This is a genomic window from Flagellimonas sp. (assembly GCF_965215805.1).
In the GTDB taxonomy this organism is placed as follows: Bacteria; Bacteroidota; Bacteroidia; order Flavobacteriales; family Flavobacteriaceae; genus Flagellimonas.
In genome coordinates, this window is sequence record NZ_OZ244124.1 from 1,360,170 (window position 1) to 1,379,669 (window position 19,500).

General features: G+C 42.2%; 21 protein-coding genes. 12 read left to right on the forward strand and 9 right to left on the reverse strand.

Annotated elements, in window-relative coordinates:
* Nucleotides 1-6 precede the first annotated feature (6 nt).
* Genes ACOOE0_RS06140 through ACOOE0_RS06150 form a run of 3 tightly spaced genes read left to right on the forward strand, consistent with a single transcriptional unit; the run spans nucleotide 7 to nucleotide 3,196 of the window.
* Entirely contained in the window at nucleotides 7-1,563 is a 1,557-nt protein-coding gene (locus ACOOE0_RS06140) for a hypothetical protein (RefSeq protein WP_420401589.1), read from the forward strand.
* A gap of 54 nt (nucleotides 1,564-1,617) precedes the next feature.
* A complete protein-coding gene (locus ACOOE0_RS06145) occupies nucleotides 1,618-2,070 on the forward strand; it encodes an META domain-containing protein (protein WP_420401590.1) in 453 nt (150 codons plus the stop codon).
* A 52-nt stretch (nucleotides 2,071-2,122) separates the two neighbouring features.
* The gene (locus tag ACOOE0_RS06150) at nucleotides 2,123-3,196 is read left to right on the forward strand and encodes a PA0069 family radical SAM protein (protein WP_420401591.1); all 1,074 of its coding nucleotides are present in this window, start codon (nucleotides 2,123-2,125) and stop codon (nucleotides 3,194-3,196) included.
* Here the strand turns inward: ACOOE0_RS06150 and ACOOE0_RS06155 are convergent.
* Entirely contained in the window at nucleotides 3,193-3,846 is a 654-nt protein-coding gene (locus ACOOE0_RS06155) for a hypothetical protein (RefSeq protein ID WP_420401592.1), read from the reverse strand. The two genes, ACOOE0_RS06150 and ACOOE0_RS06155, sit on opposite strands and share 4 nt — an antisense overlap.
* 156 nt (nucleotides 3,847-4,002) lie before the next feature.
* Here ACOOE0_RS06155 and ACOOE0_RS06160 point away from each other — a divergent pair, with 156 nt between their 5' ends.
* From ACOOE0_RS06160 to ACOOE0_RS06170, 3 genes are read left to right on the forward strand one after another with little or no spacing between them, the layout of a single operon-like run.
* Nucleotides 4,003-4,356, forward strand: a complete 354-nt coding sequence (locus tag ACOOE0_RS06160; protein WP_420401593.1) for a YciI family protein — start codon at nucleotides 4,003-4,005, stop codon at nucleotides 4,354-4,356.
* A gap of 8 nt (nucleotides 4,357-4,364) precedes the next feature.
* A complete protein-coding gene (locus tag ACOOE0_RS06165) occupies nucleotides 4,365-4,718 on the forward strand; it encodes a YciI family protein (protein ID WP_420401594.1) in 354 nt (117 codons plus the stop codon).
* A 46-nt stretch (nucleotides 4,719-4,764) separates the two neighbouring features.
* Nucleotides 4,765-6,012: an RNA polymerase sigma factor gene (locus ACOOE0_RS06170; RefSeq protein ID WP_420401595.1), complete on the forward strand. Its 1,248-nt coding sequence runs from the start codon at nucleotides 4,765-4,767 to the stop codon at nucleotides 6,010-6,012.
* Here the strand turns inward: ACOOE0_RS06170 and ACOOE0_RS06175 are convergent.
* From ACOOE0_RS06175 to ACOOE0_RS06190, 4 genes are all read right to left on the reverse strand, one after another.
* Nucleotides 6,009-7,103 carry an acyltransferase family protein gene (locus ACOOE0_RS06175; protein WP_420401596.1) on the reverse strand — a complete coding sequence of 365 codons (1,095 nt, stop codon included), beginning with the start codon at nucleotides 7,101-7,103 and terminating at the stop codon, nucleotides 6,009-6,011. The two genes, ACOOE0_RS06170 and ACOOE0_RS06175, sit on opposite strands and share 4 nt — an antisense overlap.
* A gap of 79 nt (nucleotides 7,104-7,182) precedes the next feature.
* Nucleotides 7,183-8,607 carry a Gfo/Idh/MocA family protein gene (locus tag ACOOE0_RS06180; RefSeq protein WP_420401597.1) on the reverse strand — a complete coding sequence of 475 codons (1,425 nt, stop codon included), beginning with the start codon at nucleotides 8,605-8,607 and terminating at the stop codon, nucleotides 7,183-7,185.
* A 60-nt stretch (nucleotides 8,608-8,667) separates the two neighbouring features.
* Entirely contained in the window at nucleotides 8,668-9,318 is a 651-nt protein-coding gene (locus tag ACOOE0_RS06185) for an HD domain-containing protein (protein WP_420401598.1), read from the reverse strand.
* Nucleotides 9,315-10,055, reverse strand: a complete 741-nt coding sequence (locus ACOOE0_RS06190) for a lysophospholipid acyltransferase family protein (RefSeq protein ID WP_420401599.1) — start codon at nucleotides 10,053-10,055, stop codon at nucleotides 9,315-9,317. The genes ACOOE0_RS06185 and ACOOE0_RS06190 overlap by 4 nt, the downstream gene beginning before the upstream one ends.
* Before the next feature lie 251 nt (nucleotides 10,056-10,306).
* Here ACOOE0_RS06190 and ACOOE0_RS06195 point away from each other — a divergent pair, with 251 nt between their 5' ends.
* Nucleotides 10,307-11,866, forward strand: a complete 1,560-nt coding sequence (locus ACOOE0_RS06195; protein ID WP_420401600.1) for an IPT/TIG domain-containing protein — start codon at nucleotides 10,307-10,309, stop codon at nucleotides 11,864-11,866.
* A gap of 75 nt (nucleotides 11,867-11,941) precedes the next feature.
* On the opposite strand, the gene ACOOE0_RS06200 is transcribed toward ACOOE0_RS06195, so the two are convergent.
* Nucleotides 11,942-12,352 carry a BrxA/BrxB family bacilliredoxin gene (locus ACOOE0_RS06200; protein WP_420401601.1) on the reverse strand — a complete coding sequence of 137 codons (411 nt, stop codon included), beginning with the start codon at nucleotides 12,350-12,352 and terminating at the stop codon, nucleotides 11,942-11,944.
* 121 nt (nucleotides 12,353-12,473) lie between these two features.
* Here ACOOE0_RS06200 and ACOOE0_RS06205 point away from each other — a divergent pair, with 121 nt between their 5' ends.
* The 4 genes from ACOOE0_RS06205 to ACOOE0_RS06220 all read left to right on the forward strand — a co-directional run bounded on the left by ACOOE0_RS06205 (nucleotide 12,474) and on the right by ACOOE0_RS06220 (nucleotide 16,063).
* The gene (locus ACOOE0_RS06205; RefSeq protein ID WP_420401602.1) at nucleotides 12,474-13,214 is read left to right on the forward strand and encodes a TerB family tellurite resistance protein; all 741 of its coding nucleotides are present in this window, start codon (nucleotides 12,474-12,476) and stop codon (nucleotides 13,212-13,214) included.
* 97 nt (nucleotides 13,215-13,311) lie between these two features.
* Nucleotides 13,312-13,896, forward strand: coding sequence for a HupE/UreJ family protein (locus tag ACOOE0_RS06210; protein WP_420401603.1), 585 nt, complete (start codon nucleotides 13,312-13,314; stop codon nucleotides 13,894-13,896).
* An 86-nt stretch (nucleotides 13,897-13,982) separates the two neighbouring features.
* Entirely contained in the window at nucleotides 13,983-14,420 is a 438-nt protein-coding gene (locus tag ACOOE0_RS06215) for a deoxycytidylate deaminase (protein ID WP_420401604.1), read from the forward strand.
* Nucleotides 14,421-14,437: 17 nt separating this feature from the next.
* The gene (locus ACOOE0_RS06220) at nucleotides 14,438-16,063 is read left to right on the forward strand and encodes a S41 family peptidase (protein ID WP_420401605.1); all 1,626 of its coding nucleotides are present in this window, start codon (nucleotides 14,438-14,440) and stop codon (nucleotides 16,061-16,063) included.
* Here the strand turns inward: ACOOE0_RS06220 and ACOOE0_RS06225 are convergent.
* Nucleotides 16,060-16,263: a hypothetical protein gene (locus tag ACOOE0_RS06225; RefSeq protein WP_420401606.1), complete on the reverse strand. Its 204-nt coding sequence runs from the start codon at nucleotides 16,261-16,263 to the stop codon at nucleotides 16,060-16,062. The genes ACOOE0_RS06220 and ACOOE0_RS06225 overlap by 4 nt on opposite strands.
* A gap of 20 nt (nucleotides 16,264-16,283) precedes the next feature.
* Complete coding sequence (locus ACOOE0_RS06230) at nucleotides 16,284-16,862, reverse strand: MarC family protein (protein WP_420401607.1); 579 nt, start codon at nucleotides 16,860-16,862, stop codon at nucleotides 16,284-16,286.
* A 122-nt stretch (nucleotides 16,863-16,984) separates the two neighbouring features.
* Here ACOOE0_RS06230 and ACOOE0_RS06235 point away from each other — a divergent pair, with 122 nt between their 5' ends.
* The gene (locus ACOOE0_RS06235) at nucleotides 16,985-17,557 is read left to right on the forward strand and encodes a DUF3109 family protein (protein ID WP_420401608.1); all 573 of its coding nucleotides are present in this window, start codon (nucleotides 16,985-16,987) and stop codon (nucleotides 17,555-17,557) included.
* Here ACOOE0_RS06235 and ACOOE0_RS06240 read toward each other — a convergent pair.
* A complete protein-coding gene (locus ACOOE0_RS06240; RefSeq protein WP_420402201.1) occupies nucleotides 17,547-19,445 on the reverse strand; it encodes a tetratricopeptide repeat-containing sensor histidine kinase in 1,899 nt (632 codons plus the stop codon). The two genes, ACOOE0_RS06235 and ACOOE0_RS06240, sit on opposite strands and share 11 nt — an antisense overlap.
* Nucleotides 19,446-19,500: the final 55 nt, after the last annotated feature.

Below are 19,500 nucleotides of genomic sequence, written 5' to 3' on the forward strand. Positions count from 1 at the left end.
CAGACTATGATGAAACAAAGAATCCTGTTGTTTTGCTTGCTTTTTGTTGGAGCACTGGTATGTGCCCAGGACAAGATGCCCGTAACCTACGATTTTGGTGAAAAATTCAATGATAGATACCGTTACTCCAACTTACTGACCATTTCCGATGATGGCTCAGGTGGTTATATTTTGGTTAGAGCCTATTTTCAAGGGTTGATCTTAAAGCCAAAAGGTTATTTAATTGAACAGTACAACAGCAATTTGGAGCTGGTGTCAGAATACAACTATAAGTTGAAGGGACTCGACTTTGTGGACGGTTTCCTTAAAAACGGACAGCTGAATCTGCTGTTTCTCAATTACAACTACGATAGGGGGCAATATGAATATTGGGTGCATAGAAGCCCAATTGTCAGTTATAATTTCAGACCTCAAAAACTACTGTCCATTGCTTCGGAAGAAGTACGGAATCCAGTAGACAAGAATTACTATAACAGAAACTTCTCCAAGGGATTTTCCACTTCCATCCTGTTCAATCAGGAGAAAACGGGCTTTGTGATCAGTACGCACCACAAAAGAGGAAAAAACAACAAGCACATCATCCACTTATATGATACAGGCCTAAGTAAAAGGTTTGAACATGACTTTTCCCATGAAATTGAGGAGAAAAACTATGCCTTTGAAAATCTGGCTATCTCCACCGATTTGTCCACAGCCTACATTGTAGGGAAGGCCTATTTCAAAAAGAAGCGTTTTAGGGTAGACGAACGCAAGTTTCAATATGAATTGATTAAAGTTTCGGCCAATGGAAGCCAAACCCAATCTTTTGTGGATGAAGGAAAGTATCCAGAGGCCCTATACCCCATAATTTTACGGAACAGACTGGTCTGTACGGGATTTTATGCGGATAGAAAGGACAATCGCTACAATGGTATTGCCTATTTTGATATCAATCCGATAAGCTTGGCGATCAACGCTAAAAAATACAACCCATTTTCCCTTCAGTTTATGGAAGATAAATTTGGTAGGGACGAAGACAAGGTGGTGAAAAATCTGGTGTTCAAGGGTGTTGAAGTCACTGAAAGCAATGAGATCTTCTTTAATGCCGAGGAGTACTTCGTGACCACAGGTATGGAAGTTACAGGTGCCGGTCAACGGGTTAAGTTGGAACGGTTTCACCATAACGACATTGTGAGTGCCAAACTCGATACCGAAGGGAATTTGGTTTGGGCCAGAAATATTAATAAAGCTGAGGTTACCCAAGGTGATGGCGCCTATGCTTCTTATAGTTCCTATTGCAAAAATGGAAAGACCTATTTTTTCATTTGCACCGCAGCAGATAACCCGCAATTGATCAATAACGAACGCCTAATCTTTAAACAGGGACTCAGCCGAAACCGAAATGTGTTTATGATTTCCTTGGATGAAAATGGGGTCATGGACTATGAAAAGATCATAGACAACCAGGAAGCACGACTTCCTTTAATGGTCTCCAAACCGTTAAAGGATGTGGATGAAAGTAAAATGCTCTTCTATGCCAAGCGAGGCAGCAAAAAACAGCTGGTAAAAGTCTCCTTTTTATAAGATCGTAAGCAACGCTTTCCCCTTACTTGACTCTTAAAAGTAAAAACCAAAATCATGGACGTAGGGTTGAGAAGGTGTATTTTCACATTCCTTTGTATTGCTTTGATAGCGTGCACGGGTGACGATGTTGATGTTGACAATCAAAAAATTATTGGGGAGTGGCAGGTTACCGCCATCCACAACTCAAGTCCTTCGGGCCCAACTTTAGGGCCACTCACGGGTGAGATTATTTCCATTATTTTTTTTCAAAATGGAACCTTTGAAGGGACAACTTCAGCCAACACCTTTGGCGGGGAATTTTCGGCTACCGATACTACCCTTTTTATTGAAGAAATGATAACCACCGAGGTGGCCGATACCGTATTTGGGCAAGCTTTTTATGAAGCCTTTGAAGGAAGTAGAAGTACGGACACGGGGTTTTCCGAATTTGAACTTTCTTTCCAAGACGGGAATCTACTAAATCTTGAATACCAGAACTTCAAATTTTTGGGTCTGCAAAAGCAATGATCTTAACAACATAAATTGGATTATATCCATATATTTGGAATAAATCCATGAAATGAACTTGAATGACCTACAAAAAGGAAGAGGCGCCCAAAAAAATCCACACAACAGATTCCTAAAAGATGTGTATGAAATAAGGGAAGATTTTCTCGAATTCTGCCGACTGGAAGGGGAAGAAGCAGAAGTCAACAAAACCCAATACATTCCTATTTTTCCCAAATCCATAGTCAATAAAGTGGACAGTCCTGATGTGGGCATGCTCTATTCCATGAACCCGTACCAAGGGTGCGAACATGGATGTGTCTATTGCTATGCCAGAAATACCCATGAGTACTGGGGCTATAGTGCTGGACAGGATTTTGAACGTAAAATTTTGGTGAAGAAGGCAGCACCGAAGTTGTTGGAGGCCAAAATCAAACATAAAAACTGGAAACCAAATACCATTGTATTATCCGGTAATACAGATTGCTATCAGCCGGCAGAGCAAAAATTTAGCATTACCCGAAAGTGCCTGGAGGTCTTTCTAAAATACAGGCATCCTGTGGGCATTATCACCAAAAATGCGTTTATCCTTCGGGATTTGGACATTCTGACCGAATTAGGTTCTCACCAGTTGGTTGGGGTAAATATTTCCGTTACCTCCTTATCAGAAAAAACAAGAAGGAAGTTGGAACCCCGTACCGCATCCATTCAAAAAAGACTGAAAACCATTCGGGTACTGAGTGAAAATGGAATTCCTGTAAATGCGATGTTGGCACCCATGATTCCTGGAATCAATAGTCATGAAATGCTAAAACTGGCCAAAGCAGTTGCAGACGAAGGGGCCTTGTCGTTTGGTTTTACTGTAGTGCGATTAAACGGTGCCATAGGTCAGATTTTTGCGGATTGGATAAAAAAAGCAATGCCCGATAGGGCGGAAAAAGTATTGCACCTGATCCAAGATTGTCATTCGGGAACCTTAAATGATAGTAGATTTGGAATCAGAACCAGGGGAGAGGGCAAGATTGCCACGCAGATTCATGAAATGGCCAGGCTTGCCCGCCAAAAATATTTTAAGGGTAGAGTGTTTCCCAAGCTCAATCACGATTTACATGAGCAGTACAAAACAGGCCAGATGAAATTGTTCTAGGATGTTTTGCGCTTTCCAAAACCCGTGGACAGGCGAACCGTGATTCCTATGGCTTTGGTATTGAAGTTTTGTTTGTGGTAGTCTTGTTCAGAAAAATCGAGTTGGTTTAAAGACTTCCCGGCATTGAAAGCGGTATAGGTTAGATAAAGGCCCAGCTTTCCAATTTTGTCCGTTCCCAAGAATTCATAACCAAGAGAGAAGGTCCAAAAGTTAAATTTGCTTTTGGTTTCCTGTCTGACATCAATTTGGTCGGTGTCAGTGTAATCTCCAATAGCTCTTTGATTTCCAAAATGATATTTGGGAATGAACACCACCCGACTATAATCATCTTGAATAAAAAACTTGGGGCCAACACCCCAGACCCAAGCATCAAAAAAACGGTTTAAAAAAGAGCGAAATCCAATATCACCTGAAGGATCAATAGCCCAATCTTCATCGGAGCGACCACCAAAATAATAGGTTACATCAACCTCGGGGGCCACATGTTTTAGGGCAAAAAGCTCAGAACCCACTGAAAAGTTAAGATAGGCCGATGGCTCAAACTCGTCTTCATAAAAAGCAGCAAACGAAATATAGGCTTCTGGGGGTTGCATCTGGGAGTAACTTACGCAGAATGTAGTAAAAAGAAGAAATGCCAAAATGTGTTTCATAGGCTATAGATCATCAACAAATATGCCATAGCCCACGCCTGTTATGAGATAATTTTGAATAAATTTATAAGGATTGTCCAATCCACACTTTGCTCTTCGTCATAACATCGAAACAAAGTATAAACTGGTCCCTTAGGGGGCATAAAATTTAAACCAATGAGTAATTTTTTGTATTTATTTCGAGGAGGTCATGATGCGTACCAAGAGCTATCGCAAGAAGAAAAACAAGCCCATATGCAGGTGTGGGGAGAGTGGATGGGAGGTTTAAAAGAAAAAGGCCAACTTTTGGACGGACTCCCCTTGGCAGAGGATGGAAGAGTGGTGCATCAACGCGGTGAAATGGTCACCAACGGACCCTTTGCTGAAGGCGCTGAAGTGGTAGGAGGCTATTTGATTGTTGTGGCCAAGGATATTGATGAAGCCGTTGAAATGTCTAAAGGATGCCCAATTTTTGATTATGACGGAAGCTATGTAGAGGTTCGGGAAATCTTATCCATGGACGGACATTAATTGTGGCGATGAGTAATTTTCTTTGGCTGTTCCGAGGAGGGTACCAGGACTACAACCAACTATCTGATGAAGAAAGGGAGGCCTTGAACCAGGATTGGACCAAGTGGTTGGAGAATCTGAAGCAAGCAGGCAAGCTGATTGAAGGTTTGCCACTTTCACAAGAAGGTCGCGTAGTCTATAACAGAGGGGAACTGGTCACCAATGGTCCTTTTGCTGAAGGTGCCGAGGTGGTTGGAGGATATACCATCATATCCGCGCAGGATTTGGCAGAGGCCGTGGCGCTTTCCAAGGGTAATCCCCATTTTGGATTTGAAGAAGGCACCCTGGAAGTTCGGCAGATTATTAACGATGAAGTCCATTAATTTTAGCATATGAAGAAGAAAGCCTGACGTGGTTCAGGCTTTTTTTATGAACATGGAGAATAACCAACTTGACAATACCATTGAACACCTGTTTCGTAACGAGTATGGAAAGGTGGTGGCCGTTTTGATTAGGAAGTATGGCACGTCCCATATTGAGAAAATAGAGGATGCCGTGCAAGACACTTTTTTAAAGGCAATGAAGATTTGGGCCTATAAGGAAATGCCCAACAATCCAACCGCCTGGCTGTATCGAGTAGCGAACAATTCGTTGATTGATGTGCTCCGAAAGGACAAGAAATCTTCAACTTTTGAGGAGCATGTGCTTAAGGAAGTTTCGGAGAACCCCTCCGATGGGGTACTGCTGGAAGATGTAATCTCGGACAGCCAACTCCAGCTCATTTTTGCCTGTTGCGACCCCTCCCTTTCCCAGGAGCATCAGATTATTTTAAGTCTCAAACTTATAGGGGGTTTTAGCAACAAGGAATTGGCAGAAGCTCTGCTTAAAAAGGAAGAAGCCGTTGCCAAATCCTTCACTCGTGGGAAAAAGAAATTCAGGAATGAGGTACAAATGCTAAAAATTCCCGTGCAAATGGGGCTTCAGTCCAGATTGTTTGTTGTTCTTCGGGTTATTTATCTGCTCTTTACCGAGGGCTATGCAGCTTCGACAGGCTCACAGGTCATCAAACGGGATATTTGTTATGAGGCCTTACGTTTGGCCCTTTTGCTCAGGGAAAACAAATATTGCAAACATCCCAATTTGGAAGCATTGATTGCCCTAATGTGTTTCCATGCTTCACGATTTGAAGCAAGATTGGACGAAAACGGAGAATTGGTCACCTTGGAATTTCAAGACCGCAGCAAATATAACAGGGAGTTGATTGAAATTGGAATTCGACATTTGGAGGGAGCTGGGACGTTGGACAAAACGCCATCACATTATCATTTAGAGGCCGCTCGATCCTATTATCATTGTGCAGCAAAAAGTTTTGGACAGACCGATTGGAAGAGCATCCTTTATCTGTATGACGTACAACTCAAACAGCAGTATTCACCCATGGTCGCTTTGAACAGGATTGTTCCCTTTGCAAAGATTCATGGTGCTGCAAAGGCGCTAGAAGAACTGAATAGATTGGCCAAAAATTCAAATTTTGAAACCATAGGTCTGTTTTATGCGATAAAAGCCGAATTGCTTCAGGAATTGAACGATAAAGATTATCAAAGTGCTTTGACCAAAGCCATCGAACTCTCAGACAATGATTTGGTGAAAAGACATCTACAAAAGAAATTGCCCTAAACTTTGATAAAGGTGTTGTTCTTGTACATATACCAAAGCAACAAATAGAGGATGCCAAACCCTCCTATGGAAGTCAGCATTGGATAATAGGATCCAGCGTATGGTTCCAATCCGAACAAAAGAAATTTTGAAACTTCGGGAAAATTGATCACATGAGACAAAACATAGGCCGTAATGGCGTTCATCCCGATGACTTTTAGCGGATACGTCCATTTGGTCTTGCCTTTTACATCAATAATCCAATAGAACAAAGCCAAGAGAAGAAAACACACGCCCGAGGATGCCAGCACAAAGGAGCTTGACCAGATTTTTTTGACTATGGGATGCCAGATACCCCAAATGAGGCCTAAAACCAATCCAGCTATGCCAGCCACAAACAGATACAGCGCAACTTTGTTTCTAGGCAGCTTGGATTTTATCAATTCACCTGCAAAGACCCCTGATAAGGTGGTGGCGGTAAACCCAAGTCCACTGAGTAGCCATGTGTATTGCAGGCCATCATCAAATCTTCCTAGGATCAATCGGTCAAAATAAAGCGCAAAATTTTGGTCTTGTAGCAACACGCTTTGTCCCACCCCAGGAACATTGGGTACAGTTAAAAGTAAGGCATAGACAATTAGGCAAGCGGCAAAAACCACATAACGCCATTTTTGATTTAGGTGGATATAGGCAAGGCAGGAAAACAAGTATCCAACCGCAATGGCTTGCAAGGTATTACTAAAAACATGGAATTGGGAGAGGTCAAAAGCCAACAAATTGCCTTGTACGATCCATCCGAGAACAAAAAGAATCACAAACCGCTTAGCCAGCTTTATATAGACATGACCTTTACCACTTTTGTCCTGCATTCTTTTGGACATGGAAAAGGGAATGACGGCACCTACAACAAAGAGGAAAAGAGGCATGATAATGTCATAAAAAGTGGAACCAAACCATTCGGGGTGACTGAACTGTTTGGCCAGGCCTTCGGTAAATGAGGTCTGGCTACCCTGATGTAGATTATAGAAAAAGTGGTCGGCGAAAATAATGAGCAACATATCAAATCCTCTCAATGCATCAATGGAAAGGATTCTTTTAGATGGTTGGCCCATTTTAGGTTGGTTATTGGGCTGCAACTGACTCCGTTAAGAAATCACCTTGCAGCCCGTATTTTTCATTTCTTTATTGGAATTACGATAGTTCCCAGCCTTTTCGATACTCGCGGGTAACCCATTCATTGGCTTTATCGTAATTGGTGATTTTCATGTTCTCACCATCCCAAAGCAATTTACGTCTTCCCGGATAGTCATAAGGAGCCCAATCTCCAGGTTTTTTACCATCCTGAAGTACCTTGTACTGATATGCTTTTACCGCAAGATTACCCATAAGCACTGTCTCCGTTAGTGGTCCAGCTTTGGCAAAATTGGAAGAGGTGGCATCACCTTTGATACAACCGTCAACAAAATTGGCAATATGGCCGCCCATACTATCTGGAACTCTAGGGTATTTCGGTTTTGGAGCGTTGAACAAGCCCATCATATCAGAAGGCAATAAGCGCGCGTTTCTGGAGTAGGTATCGCAAACCAAGATGCCTTTATCACCATACATTACAGTTCCGCCATCTCCGTTGCCTACTCTTTCGCCATCTTTTAGTTCGTCCGGTAAGTCGGGCATTAGACCCCCATCGTACCAATTTAGGGCAATATCACCATGGTGCTCATGATTAAATTTCAAATGGATTTTGGAAGAAGGAGGGCAAGAAGGGCTATAATCGGCCTCCACAAAGTCTCCTACCCAAACAGAGGTGCAACTGGCTTCGGCTTCTGTAGGATAACCCAAATCCAGAACACTGAACGGGGTTTCCATAATATGGCATCCCATATCTCCTAAGGCACCGGTACCAAAATCCCACCAACCTCGCCATTTGAATGGCAGGTAGGCTTCATTATAATCACGCATTGCCGCTGGGCCTAACCAGAGATCCCAATCGAGTCCTTTGGGAACAGCTTGCTTTTCAACAGGAACGGGAACACCTTGCGGCCAAACAGGTCGGTTTGTCCAACAATCTATGGTGTGTACTTTCCCAATAATTCCAGATTCTACCCATTCGCGGGCTATCCGACTGTCATCACTGGAAGCTCCTTGGTTTCCCATTTGGGTCACAATACCATTTTCAGCCGCTACTTGAGTCATCAAACGGGCTTCATGAATGTTATGTGTCAGAGGTTTTTCCACATAGGCGTGTTTTTTTTCACGCATAAATGGGAGAGCAATGGTTGCGTGGGTATGATCGGGTGTGGCCACCATTACCGCATCAATATCTTTCAAATGCTTATCGTAAACCTTTCGAAAATCCTTATAACGTTTAACATCGGGGAACTCCTTAAAAGTTCTTTCGGCACGTCTGTCATCAACATCACAAAAGGAGACAAATTTCACCTTTCCAGTACTGGCCAGGCCATTAATTACACCGTGACCTCGTCCGCCCACACCAAAGGCACCTACGTAAAGAGTGTCGCTGGGTGCTACATGGGTCTTGCCCAAAACATGACTGGGAACAATGGAAAATGCTGCAGAGGCCGCTGCAGTATTTTTAAGGAACTTTCTTCTTTGCATTTTGGATTGTTTAGTTAAGCAATCAAGATACAAAAAACAACTGTAGAGACATACAGCTTGTTATGTATTCCACTCTTTGTAAAATTGTTCCAAATAATCTAACATGAATTGATGCCGTTCCGCTGCCAATTCCCGACCGGTATCCGTGTTTATTTTGTCCTTGAGCAGTAGCAATTTTTCGTAAAAGTGATTAATGGTGGGGGCATTGGACTTTTTGTACTCCTCCTTGCTCATGTTCAGATTGGGTTCAATCTCCGGATCGTACATGGGTCTGTTTTTGAATCCACCGTAGTTGAATGTTCGGGCAATCCCGATCGCTCCAATGGCATCCAATCTATCCGCATCCTGAACCACCTGCAATTCCAACGAATTAAACACGGGTTGGCCTTTGTCCAAACTATTTTTGAACGACATATGCCTTATAATGTTTGCGACATGATCCGTTCGGACAGAATCCAAATCTTGAGAAGCTAAAAATTCTTGGGCGGTCTTTGGGCCGATTTCCTCATCCCCATCATGGAATTTGGGATCAGCAATATCATGAAGTAGCGCTGCCAGCTGAACCACCAACGGATCTACTTGTTCCTTTTCCGAAATTTTCTTGGCCGTTTTAAAAACCCGTTCCGTGTGAAACCAGTCATGGCCCCCTTCTGCATACTTAAGTTGCTCCTTTACAAAATTCTTGGTTGCTTCTATCAAAAGTTCATTCATGATTTGACTTCGGTTATGTCATTTTTAATCTGTTCTTCAACTTGGGCAATCTGCGCTTCAGCATCAGCTTGAATTGCCATTGGAGGATGCACCTTGAATTTGATAAATGCTCCCAATCCCATCGGAAACTGTCCAAAACGAAGCATCTTCCAGGAGTTGTTGATGCTTATCGGGACAACCAAGGCGGACGGAGCTTGTTTCATCAGTACTTTTAATCCCGTGGTGCGGAATGGTTTGGGAACACCGGTTCTGCTTCGAGTTCCTTCAGGAAAGATAACAGCGCTGCGGTTGTGCTTTTCTATGTATTGACCTAGTTGCTGTAAAGCTTCAATGGATTGTTTGGGATCCTTTCTATTTATTAACGCGGAACCTCCATGTCTTAAATTAAAGGAGACACTCGGGATACCCTTGCCCAATTCTATTTTGCTCACAAACTTGGGATGGTGCTTTCGCATATACCAAATAATGGGAGGGATATCGTACATACTCTGGTGGTTGGTGACGATGATCAGGGGTTTATCTGTAGGTATGCTATGCGCATTTTCAAAATGATATCGTGTGCCCAAAAGATTGGTACATCGCATCAAGAACCAATTAAGGATGCTCACACTTCCTTTATGTGCTTTATACCCGAATATATTTAAACATACCCATTGTATGGGATGAAAAATCACCAGGGTCAATCCAAAACAGATAAAGTATATGATGGTAATCGGATAAGAAAGTAACTTTTGCATGCTTACACTCTATTGTAGCTCTGAGGCGCTGAGAAAATAAAAGTTGGTTATCTATGGCACAAAAATAAAGAACCAAGATGACGTATAGAATCGAAAAAACCATGTTCGAATTTTCCCCTGAGATGGGTCTGGAGGGATTTTAATAACTGAAACCACGTATCCGTCAACTCAAAAAGGGTATCCATCAATTAACACCATTCTTTTTTACCAGTTTCGATTTCCTTGCCCTTTTAACCATAATAACATGTAATATGAAAAAAATTGCCTATTTCATTTCGTTATTTGTCTTGGCTGGTATTCTGGTAGTTGCCTGTAAAAGTGACGACAAAGATGATCTTCCTCCTGAAGAGACCCAAACGCATACCGTTACTGGTTTTACTCCGCCAAATGGCCCAGTTGGAACCGAGGTAACTATAACAGGAACTAACCTTACAACCCAAGATGCCTCCGCTGCCATAGGAGGAACTACAGCAGCCATAACAGGGGCGAACAGCTCTGGTACAGAATTATACATCACCGTACCCAACGGAGCATCCGACGGAAAAATTTCCGTGACCATAGGAGATGTTGAGAAAAAAAGTACCAATGATTTTGTTGTAACAGAAGAAACTTCTGGCCCTGATGCGATTGAACTTGCCGTAACCAGTTTGGAAATGCGAACCTTGGATATAGGACAATTTCCTGAGATTACAAATTTGGACGAATTTGAAAATCCTACGATTTCCTATGAGTCCGATAGCGAAAGCACTTTGGAAGTGGACGAAGAAGGAGTGCTTAAAGCATTACAATCAGGAGAAGCGACCCTTGAGGTTACTGTGGTTTCAAATGAAGTTGAGTTCACAGCAGAAGTTATGGTGAACATCTCGCCAAGTGAATTTGTTGTCGGTAGCGAAAACAATGGGTTTTACGATTATATCAAAGTATGGAAAAATGGGGAGGTACTTTATTCAATTAACAACGATGGTAATGATGCCTATGGTCAATCCATATTCGTTAGCAACTCCAATTATATATATGTAACCGGCCATATTATTGAACCCAACCTTTCTCGTGTATCCAAGGTATGGAGAAATGGGGAAGAAGTGATGGTGCTGGAGGAGGGCGAACCTTTCGACGTGTTAGCAGTGGACATTCATGTCACGGATAATGAGGAACTATATGTTGCAGGCTCCAAACATAGCGGGCAATCCTATGAGGCTGCTTATTGGCACAACGGCGATGCAACGGTTTTGCATAATGGACCTAGTTCAGCTAGTGACCTGATATTATATGAACAAGATGTATATACTGTCGGAGATGTGGGAAATAGTGCCTCAACAGTTTGGTTAAATGAAAACGAGCTATATACCTTACCTAAATCTGATGAAAGCTATAGTTTAAGTGCAAACTCAATTACTGTATTAGATGGATTGGTCTATACCGCAGGAGTGGAGTTTTTTGATGGTTATTTTAAAGCAAATGTATGGGAGAATGGGAATTTGCATTTGAGTTTATACGACAATGTCAATTCTTCGAGTGCTAGATCTTTAGTAGCCACAGCTGATAATCTCTATATTGTTGGAGAAGAAGGGTTCAGGGCAACTCTATGGATTAATACAAAATCTATCCCATTGGCAACCGTTACCTCAGAGGCCACTGAAATTAAAATTCATGATGGTTTTGCATATATTTCTGGCAAAAGAAAGGTAGAAAGTAAAGACGCTGCTGTTGTCTGGAAAGTTAATCTTGACAACGAGGAAATCGAAACAATCGAATTAGATGGGCCTTTAGGCACCAAAAACTATAGAGCGGCATCTTTATTTATTAAATAATGGTAAACTTAAAACGCTCCCAAAAGTAAAATACTTCTGGGAGCGTTTTATAAATACATTTCGTCGGTAAGTAGCCTAACAATGATCGTTATACGCTTCCATTAAATTTTCCGCGATCAATTCCGCTGGTCTTCCTTCAATATGATGTCTTTCGATCATATGTACCAACTCGCCGTTTTTGAACAAGGCCATACTTGGTGAAGATGGAGGGAAGGGAACCATATGGTTTCTTGCAGTGTCAACCGCATCGGTATCTACCCCGGCAAAAACCGTGACCAAATGGTCTGGCTTTTTGTTGTTTTGTAGGCTCAACTTTGCTCCAGGTCTTGCGTTGGCCGCGGCACATCCGCAAACAGAATTCACCACAACCAAGGTGGTTCCTTCTTGTTTCAATGCATTTTCCACGGCTGCACTTGTATATAGTTCCTCGAACCCAGCAGTGGCTAGGTCGGCTCTCATAGGTTTTACCAATTCTTCAGGATACATAATCTTTTTAATTTAAGGTTCAAAGATACGGTTTTTGTCGCATTTTTTCAGGAAGCCTTAACAGCTGCAACCAGTTTTGTTCTTGGGCAAAAGCCTATATTTGGGCTTTAAATTTGTTGCAATGATCAAGTGGGCGGCCGCCTTCGTTGGATTTTTTATCAGAGGTTTTGCGGGAGCCATAATTGGCTTTCTTGTGGGCAGTTTTTTGGATACCTTGGGCGGTTCAGGTTCCCGAGGAGGTAGAAGCGTATTTTCGGACTTTACCAGACAGTCCGTTTCCCCAGCCGATTTTGAACTGAATCTTCTCTCTCTATGCTCCATTGTCATCAAGGCTGATGGGCAGGTAAGCCAACGGGAATTGGACTATGTACGCCAATATTTTTTAAGCACCTATGGAAAGGAAAAGGCCAATGCTATTTTTAGGACTTTTAATGATGTCATTAAAAAGAGGGAAGTTTCTGCCCAAAGAATTTGCACTTACTTGGTACAGCGCACGCGTTATGAAGTCCGATTACAGCTTTTGCATTTCCTCTTTGGGATTGCCCAAGCGGATGGACAGGTCAGCAAGGCCGAAGTAAACAAGCTAAGGGAATTGGCAGGTTACCTTCGTGTTGGTCTGCACGATTTTGAAAGTATCATGGCCATGTTCATCAAATCTGCGGACAATGCCTACAAGATCTTGGAGATTGCGAAATCTGCAACAGATGATGAAGTGAAAAAAGCTTACAGGAACATGGCTAAAAAATACCATCCAGATCGGGTGGTAACTCAAAACGAGGCCATCAAAAAAGGGGCGGAGGAAAAGTTTAAGGAAGTTCAAAAAGCGTATGAAACCATTCAGCAGGAGCGGGGAATCTCATAAGAGGTTAGAAGTTGAAATGTTTAAAAGTTTAGCTACTAACCACAAACGTCATTTAATATAAACACATCAACACCTAAACATTTAAACTCATTAAACAATGCAAGAATTCTGGTTCTACATTAAATTGGGATTTAACCATGTGCTGGATTTGGGAGCTTATGACCACATCCTGTTTCTATCGGCCTTGGCCATACCCTTTACATTTAAAAACTGGAAGCGCGTAGTAATTTTGGCCACAATCTTTACCATAGCACACTGTACTTCTTTGGCCCTGTCTGCCTTTGAGGTAATGACCGTGGATGTAGGCCTCATAGAATTCCTGATTCCTGTTACTATTTTATCGACAGCACTGTACAACTTGACCTATGTTTTTGGTGATTCCCAAGCATCTGGGAGGTATGTGCATGTGTTGGCCACGGCTTTTTTTGGGTTGGTCCATGGTTTTGGGTTCTCCAATTATTTTAAGATGCTCATGGCGGAGCAGGAAGATAAAGTGCTTCCGTTATTGGGTTTTGCCACGGGGATTGAATTTTCGCAAGTGGCCATCATTTTGATCATTTTGGGCGTGGCTTTCCTGATTTTGGACGTATTAAAAGTGAAAAGAAAGCTTTTCATCGGAATTGCATCCATTTTGGTCATTGCCATTACAATACCGCTGCTAATTGCAACGTTTCCCCAATAGGGCCTTCGTTAAAATTAATTGAATAAGGTTGTACGAGTCTTGTAAAGCGGGTATATTTAATTAATGATCAGCCTATTTACCGATCTATGAACGAGCGCAAACAAGAAAAGTATGATAAGGCCTATTTAAGAATGGCCAAGGAATGGGGGAAACTCTCCTATTGCAAAAGAAAACAAGTGGGCGCCATCATTGTAAAGGACAGAATGATCATATCTGATGGCTACAATGGCACACCCACAGGTTTTGAGAATTTTTGCGAAGATGAAGAAGGTTACACCAAATGGTATGTGCTTCATGCCGAGGCAAACGCCATTTTAAAAGTAGCCGCTTCTACCCAATCTTGTGAAGGTGCAACATTGTACATCACTTTGTCTCCCTGTAGGGAGTGCAGTAAGCTGATTCATCAGGCTGGCATAAAACGTGTGGTTTACCAGACGGCCTATAAAGATGATTCAGGGCTGCGATTTTTAGAAAGGGCAGGCGTAGAGACCTATCATCTGCCGATTCTGGAAGAAATGGTCTAACCTCACCATTTTACATTATGAAAAAGAAATATCAGTATATACTCCCCACCATTCTGGCCTTTGTGCTGGCTGTGGGCATTTTTATTGGAGGCAAACTTCACTTTGACGATTCTCCAGAAAAGCTCTTCAGCACCAATTCCAAGAAAGATAAGCTCAATCGACTTATAGATTACATCGACTACGAATATGTGGATGAAATAGATACCGACAGTATTGTGGATGTTACCGTGAACAATATTCTAGGGAAACTTGACCCGCATTCGGTTTATATACCAAGGAGTGAGATGGAGGAAGTTTCCGAAAACATGAAGGGGGATTTTGTGGGTATCGGAATCAGCTTCTACATGTATCATGATACTATTACAGTGATTAGAACCATTAAAAATGGGCCGAGCCACAAAAGCGGGATAAAACCTGGTGACCGAATTCTTATTGCAGACCAGGATACCCTCTTTGGAAGAAGGATTCCCAACAATGAGGTGGTGGCCACGCTTAAAGGAAAAATAGGAACCAAGGTAGATTTGAAGGTATTTAGAAAGCAGGAAGACCGAACCTTGGACGTTACGGTAACCCGGGATAGGGTTCCCATCAGAAGTGTAGATTCTTATTATATGCTTTCCAGGGATATGGGGTATATCAAAATCAATCGGTTTGCAGAATCCACTTTTGATGAATTCAAGGATGCCCTTCGAAAACTTAAAATCAGGGGTGCAGAAAAATTGGTGCTCGACCTAAGAGACAATCCAGGGGGCTATTTGGGCATCGCAGAAAAACTTGCGGATGAATTTCTAACGGATGACAAACTTATCCTCTACACCAAAAACAAAAAGGGGAGAATCAAGAAAGCATTTGCCACCAAGAAAGGAGAGTTTGAAGACAAACCGGTGTATGTACTGATCAATGAACGATCTGCATCTGCCAGTGAAATTATTGCAGGAGCCCTTCAGGATAATGATATTGGTACCATCGTTGGTCGCCGTTCTTTTGGAAAAGGATTGGTGCAACGGGAAATGGATTTGGGTGATGGCTCTGCAGTACGTTTAACTGTTTCCAGATATTATACACCTACAGGTAGATCCATCCAAAGATCGTACAAAAAAGGGCATAAAGATTACTATCAAACCTTTATGGAGCGCTATAGAAATGGGGAGTTGACCTCTGTGGACAGCATCAAGGTGGCCGACTCTTTGAAATTTGTTACGCCAAAGGGCAAGATAGTATATGGTGGTGGTGGAATTATCCCCGATGTGTTTGTACCTATTGGCAACAATGAGGAGGAAGCCGTGGAAAGTTTGGATGGAGCCGAGTTCTTTTCCCGTTTTGTGTTTGAACATTTGGAAAAGGATAGAACCCGTTATTCCTATCTTTCAAAGAATGAATTCTTGGATGATTTTAGGGTGGACGACATCCTATTTGATGAATTCATTCAGTTTGTGTTGAATCGAAAAATCAAACTGGACTTTTATGCCCAGGAAGACAAGATCAAGGACTATCTAAAAGCCAACATCGCAGAGCAGTTGTTCTCACCCAATCTTTCCGCTCAAATTAAGGGAGAGTACGATGCCATGCTTAAAAAGGTAATGGAACTGGACCAAGCTATTTTTAATGATTCAGATGTTGAGACGGTTGAGCTCAGGGACTAATCTTCCTTTAATTTCTTATCGATTTTTTTGCTGAGGGCAAATATCAGGATCAATACCAGGGCACACAATGAGGCCACAATACCGATCAATGCGATAGTGCTATCTCCTTGAAGAGGGTCATTAAAATCAACCAAGGTAACGTTAAAGGCTATCAACCCCAGTGCTAAAATCACTAAAACAATAACAAAAGCTCTGTTCATAGCTAATAAGCTCTAAATAATTAGTTAATGAATAATTGATTGACGTTGGTGGCAAAAAGTTTGACCGCAATGGCCAACAGGATGACCCCAAATATCTTTCGTATTACGTGAAGTCCGTTTTTGCCCAACAAACGCTCAATCCTGGCACTGGACTTGAGTACCAAGTACACAAAGATAATGTTCACCACAATGGCCACTACTATATTCTCTACGTGAAATTCTGCCCTTAGCGCCAAAATGGAAGTCAGGGTACCAGCACCTGCAATCAAAGGAAAGGCAATAGGCACCACGGATGCGGTTTCCACCTCATCGTCTTTGAACAAGGTAATGCCCAGAACCATCTCCAAGGCCAAAAAGAAGATGACAAAGGCACCCGCCACAGCAAATGAATTCACATCTATTCCGATAAGCCCTAAGATGCGCTCTCCCACAAACAAAAATGCCGTCATAATTACAGCAGCAACAATGGAAGCTTTTTCGGATTGGATATGCCCCACCTTTTTGCGAAGCGAAAGGATGATTGGGATACTGCCCAAGATATCTATCACGGCAAAGAGTACCATGCTTGCTGTAACTATTTCCTTAAAAATGAAGTTCATAGCCTGTAATTTTTTAGTACGCAAATGTACGATGAAAAAGAGGGTTTTGGATGTTGTTTGACATGATGAAATGGCCAAGTTTTTGCTTTTGGTTTACCTTTACCCAAAAAGGAGGTTTCGGCATGTTCCAAATTGATAAGACCATAGTTTCCGAAGAGATTATTGACAATGATTTTGTGTGTAACCTTACGGCATGCAAAGGTGCCTGTTGTGTGGATGGTGAATACGGTGCTCCACTTGAAGAAGAGGAAACCCAAATACTGGGGGATATTTTTGACAGGGTAAAACCATATCTACGCCCCGAAGGGGTCAAGGCCATAATGGAACAAGGAGCCTTTGTGAAAGGTGAAGATGGTGAATGGGAAACGCCCTTGGTAAATAAAAGTGAATGTGCCTACGTCATTTTTGATGACAAGGGAATCACCAAATGTGGGATAGAAGCCGCATATCTAGATGGCGCTGTTTCTTGGAAAAAACCTGTTTCGTGTCATTTGTACCCTGTAAGAACAAGGGAATATTCAGAATTTACTGCTGTGAACTACCACAGATGGGAAATCTGCGACCCCGCTTGCCAGTTGGGAAAGGAATTAAAAGTTCCCATTTATAAGTTTGTTAAAGACGCCCTGATTCGGAAATTTGGAGCCGCTTGGTATCAAGAATTGGAGGAAGTGGCCAAGGAAAAGACTAAATCGTAGGTATATCCAGAATAACCTTGGTGCCCTTGGGTTTTCCCTTTTCATCAAAGAGATCTACAATATCCACATCAAAGCTATTTTGGTAATCTTTGGAGAAGTTCGCAAAGCGCTCTTTGGTGATCCTGATACCTACAGACTTTCTTTTGAGTACCCTATTTTCCTTGTTCACCTGGGCGGCGCCCCTTCCCACACCATTGTCCACAATTTCTATGGTGACATGTCCCGCAGTTTTCTTTAGAACGTTCAGTGAAATGATTTTCTCGCCTTCTTTGGGAGACAGTCCATGCCAGAGGGAATTTTCCAAAAAGGGTTGCAGGGCCAAGGAAGGTATTTTAACAGCCTCGGGGTTGATTTCGTCACAAACATTGATGCTAAAGTTTATTTCATTGGAAAAGCGGATGTTCTCAATGTTCATATATAGCTCAACGGTTTCCAGTTCTTCGGCCAAGGTAATCTCCTTTAATGACGAAGCTTCCAAAATTTTACGCACCAACTTGGAAAATTTGTTGAGGTAATGCACGGCATTTTTTTGCTCGTTGTTTATGATATAAAGCTTGATGGAATTCAAGGAATTAAACAAAAAGTGCGGGTTCATTTGACTGCGAAGCATGTTTTGCTCCAAGCTGAGCACCCGTTTTTCGTTCTTGCTTTGATACTGTCTGTACAAGATGTAGAGTATGGAAGAAATAAGGCCAACAATCAAGGCACTTACCAATAAAGTGGTTTGGTTTTTTCGGAGTCTTAAACGAACAATTTCGTTCTCCTTGGCCAACACCGAAATTTGGTTGTTCTTTTTATCCGCTTCGTATTTGACGATTACATCGTTCATGTACCTAAAATTGGTGGCACTGGAAATCTCCTCATCAAACTCGTCCGCTTTTTTATAGTAATTGTAAGCAGCTTGGTAGTTTCCCCGCTTATGTTCAAAATCGGAAAGCTTTTGGTAGGCATAGAGAACATTACTCGGGATATTATGGGTTTGTGCCATTTCCAAACCTTCCATGATAAAATCATGGGCTTTGTTATAGTTGCCCAATTCGGTATATGCCCAACCTGTATTAATGAAAATTAGAGGGGTAATAAAATAATCTCCGATAGTTTTGGACTGTTCATGAAGTGGTTCCAAAAGTACCAGGGCCGCATAGGGCATGTCCTGTTTTAAATAAATCTGTGCCAAGCTATTTTTACAGATGATTCGGCCGTATGTGGAGTTGATGTCCTCATTAAAGGCCAAGGATTTTCGGTAGTGCTCCAAGGCGCCTTCCAAATCTCCCTTACGATCCAAACATTCACCAATATTTTGATGATTAATGGCAAGCCCCAGTTTATTGCCAAGCTCCTCTTCCATTTTCAGAGCCCTTTTAAATTGGAGGATGGCCAAGTCGTATTGCTCTAAAGTTTGATATAGATTGCCAATACTGTTGAGGGATACATTGATATTTCTTTTGATGTGGTGGGAGGGTTTCTCCACTTGCTCGGCCATTTCCAAAGCCTGCTGATTATAATCCAAGGCGGTTTTAATGGCGTCGGTTCTTCGGTACACCACGCCCAGCATGTTTAGGCATCTTACCTTTAGCTCCACATTGTTGGCTTCCTCTGCCAACTCTAGGGCTTTTTGGTGCAGATTGACAGCTTGCTCAAATCTGGAAAAGTTCCTATAGATGGCGCCTATCTGATCCAAGGCGTAAGACTCTCCCTCCAGGTATTTGGCATCCTTGCTTAAATTGGCAAAATACCGAAGTAGGGTGGTATCCCTGCCTTCGGATTTGAGTTCCGTGTTCAAGACCAAATAGGTCTTGGGTCTCATTTCCACAATACGCTCTGCTTTTTCCTTGAAGGCTTCCGGAATTTCTTGGGCATGACCAAAATGGGAAATCCCTAAAATCACGAGGGACAAAAGAAAATTTCTTTTGAGGGCTACCGAGTGTGGGGATTTTGTTGAT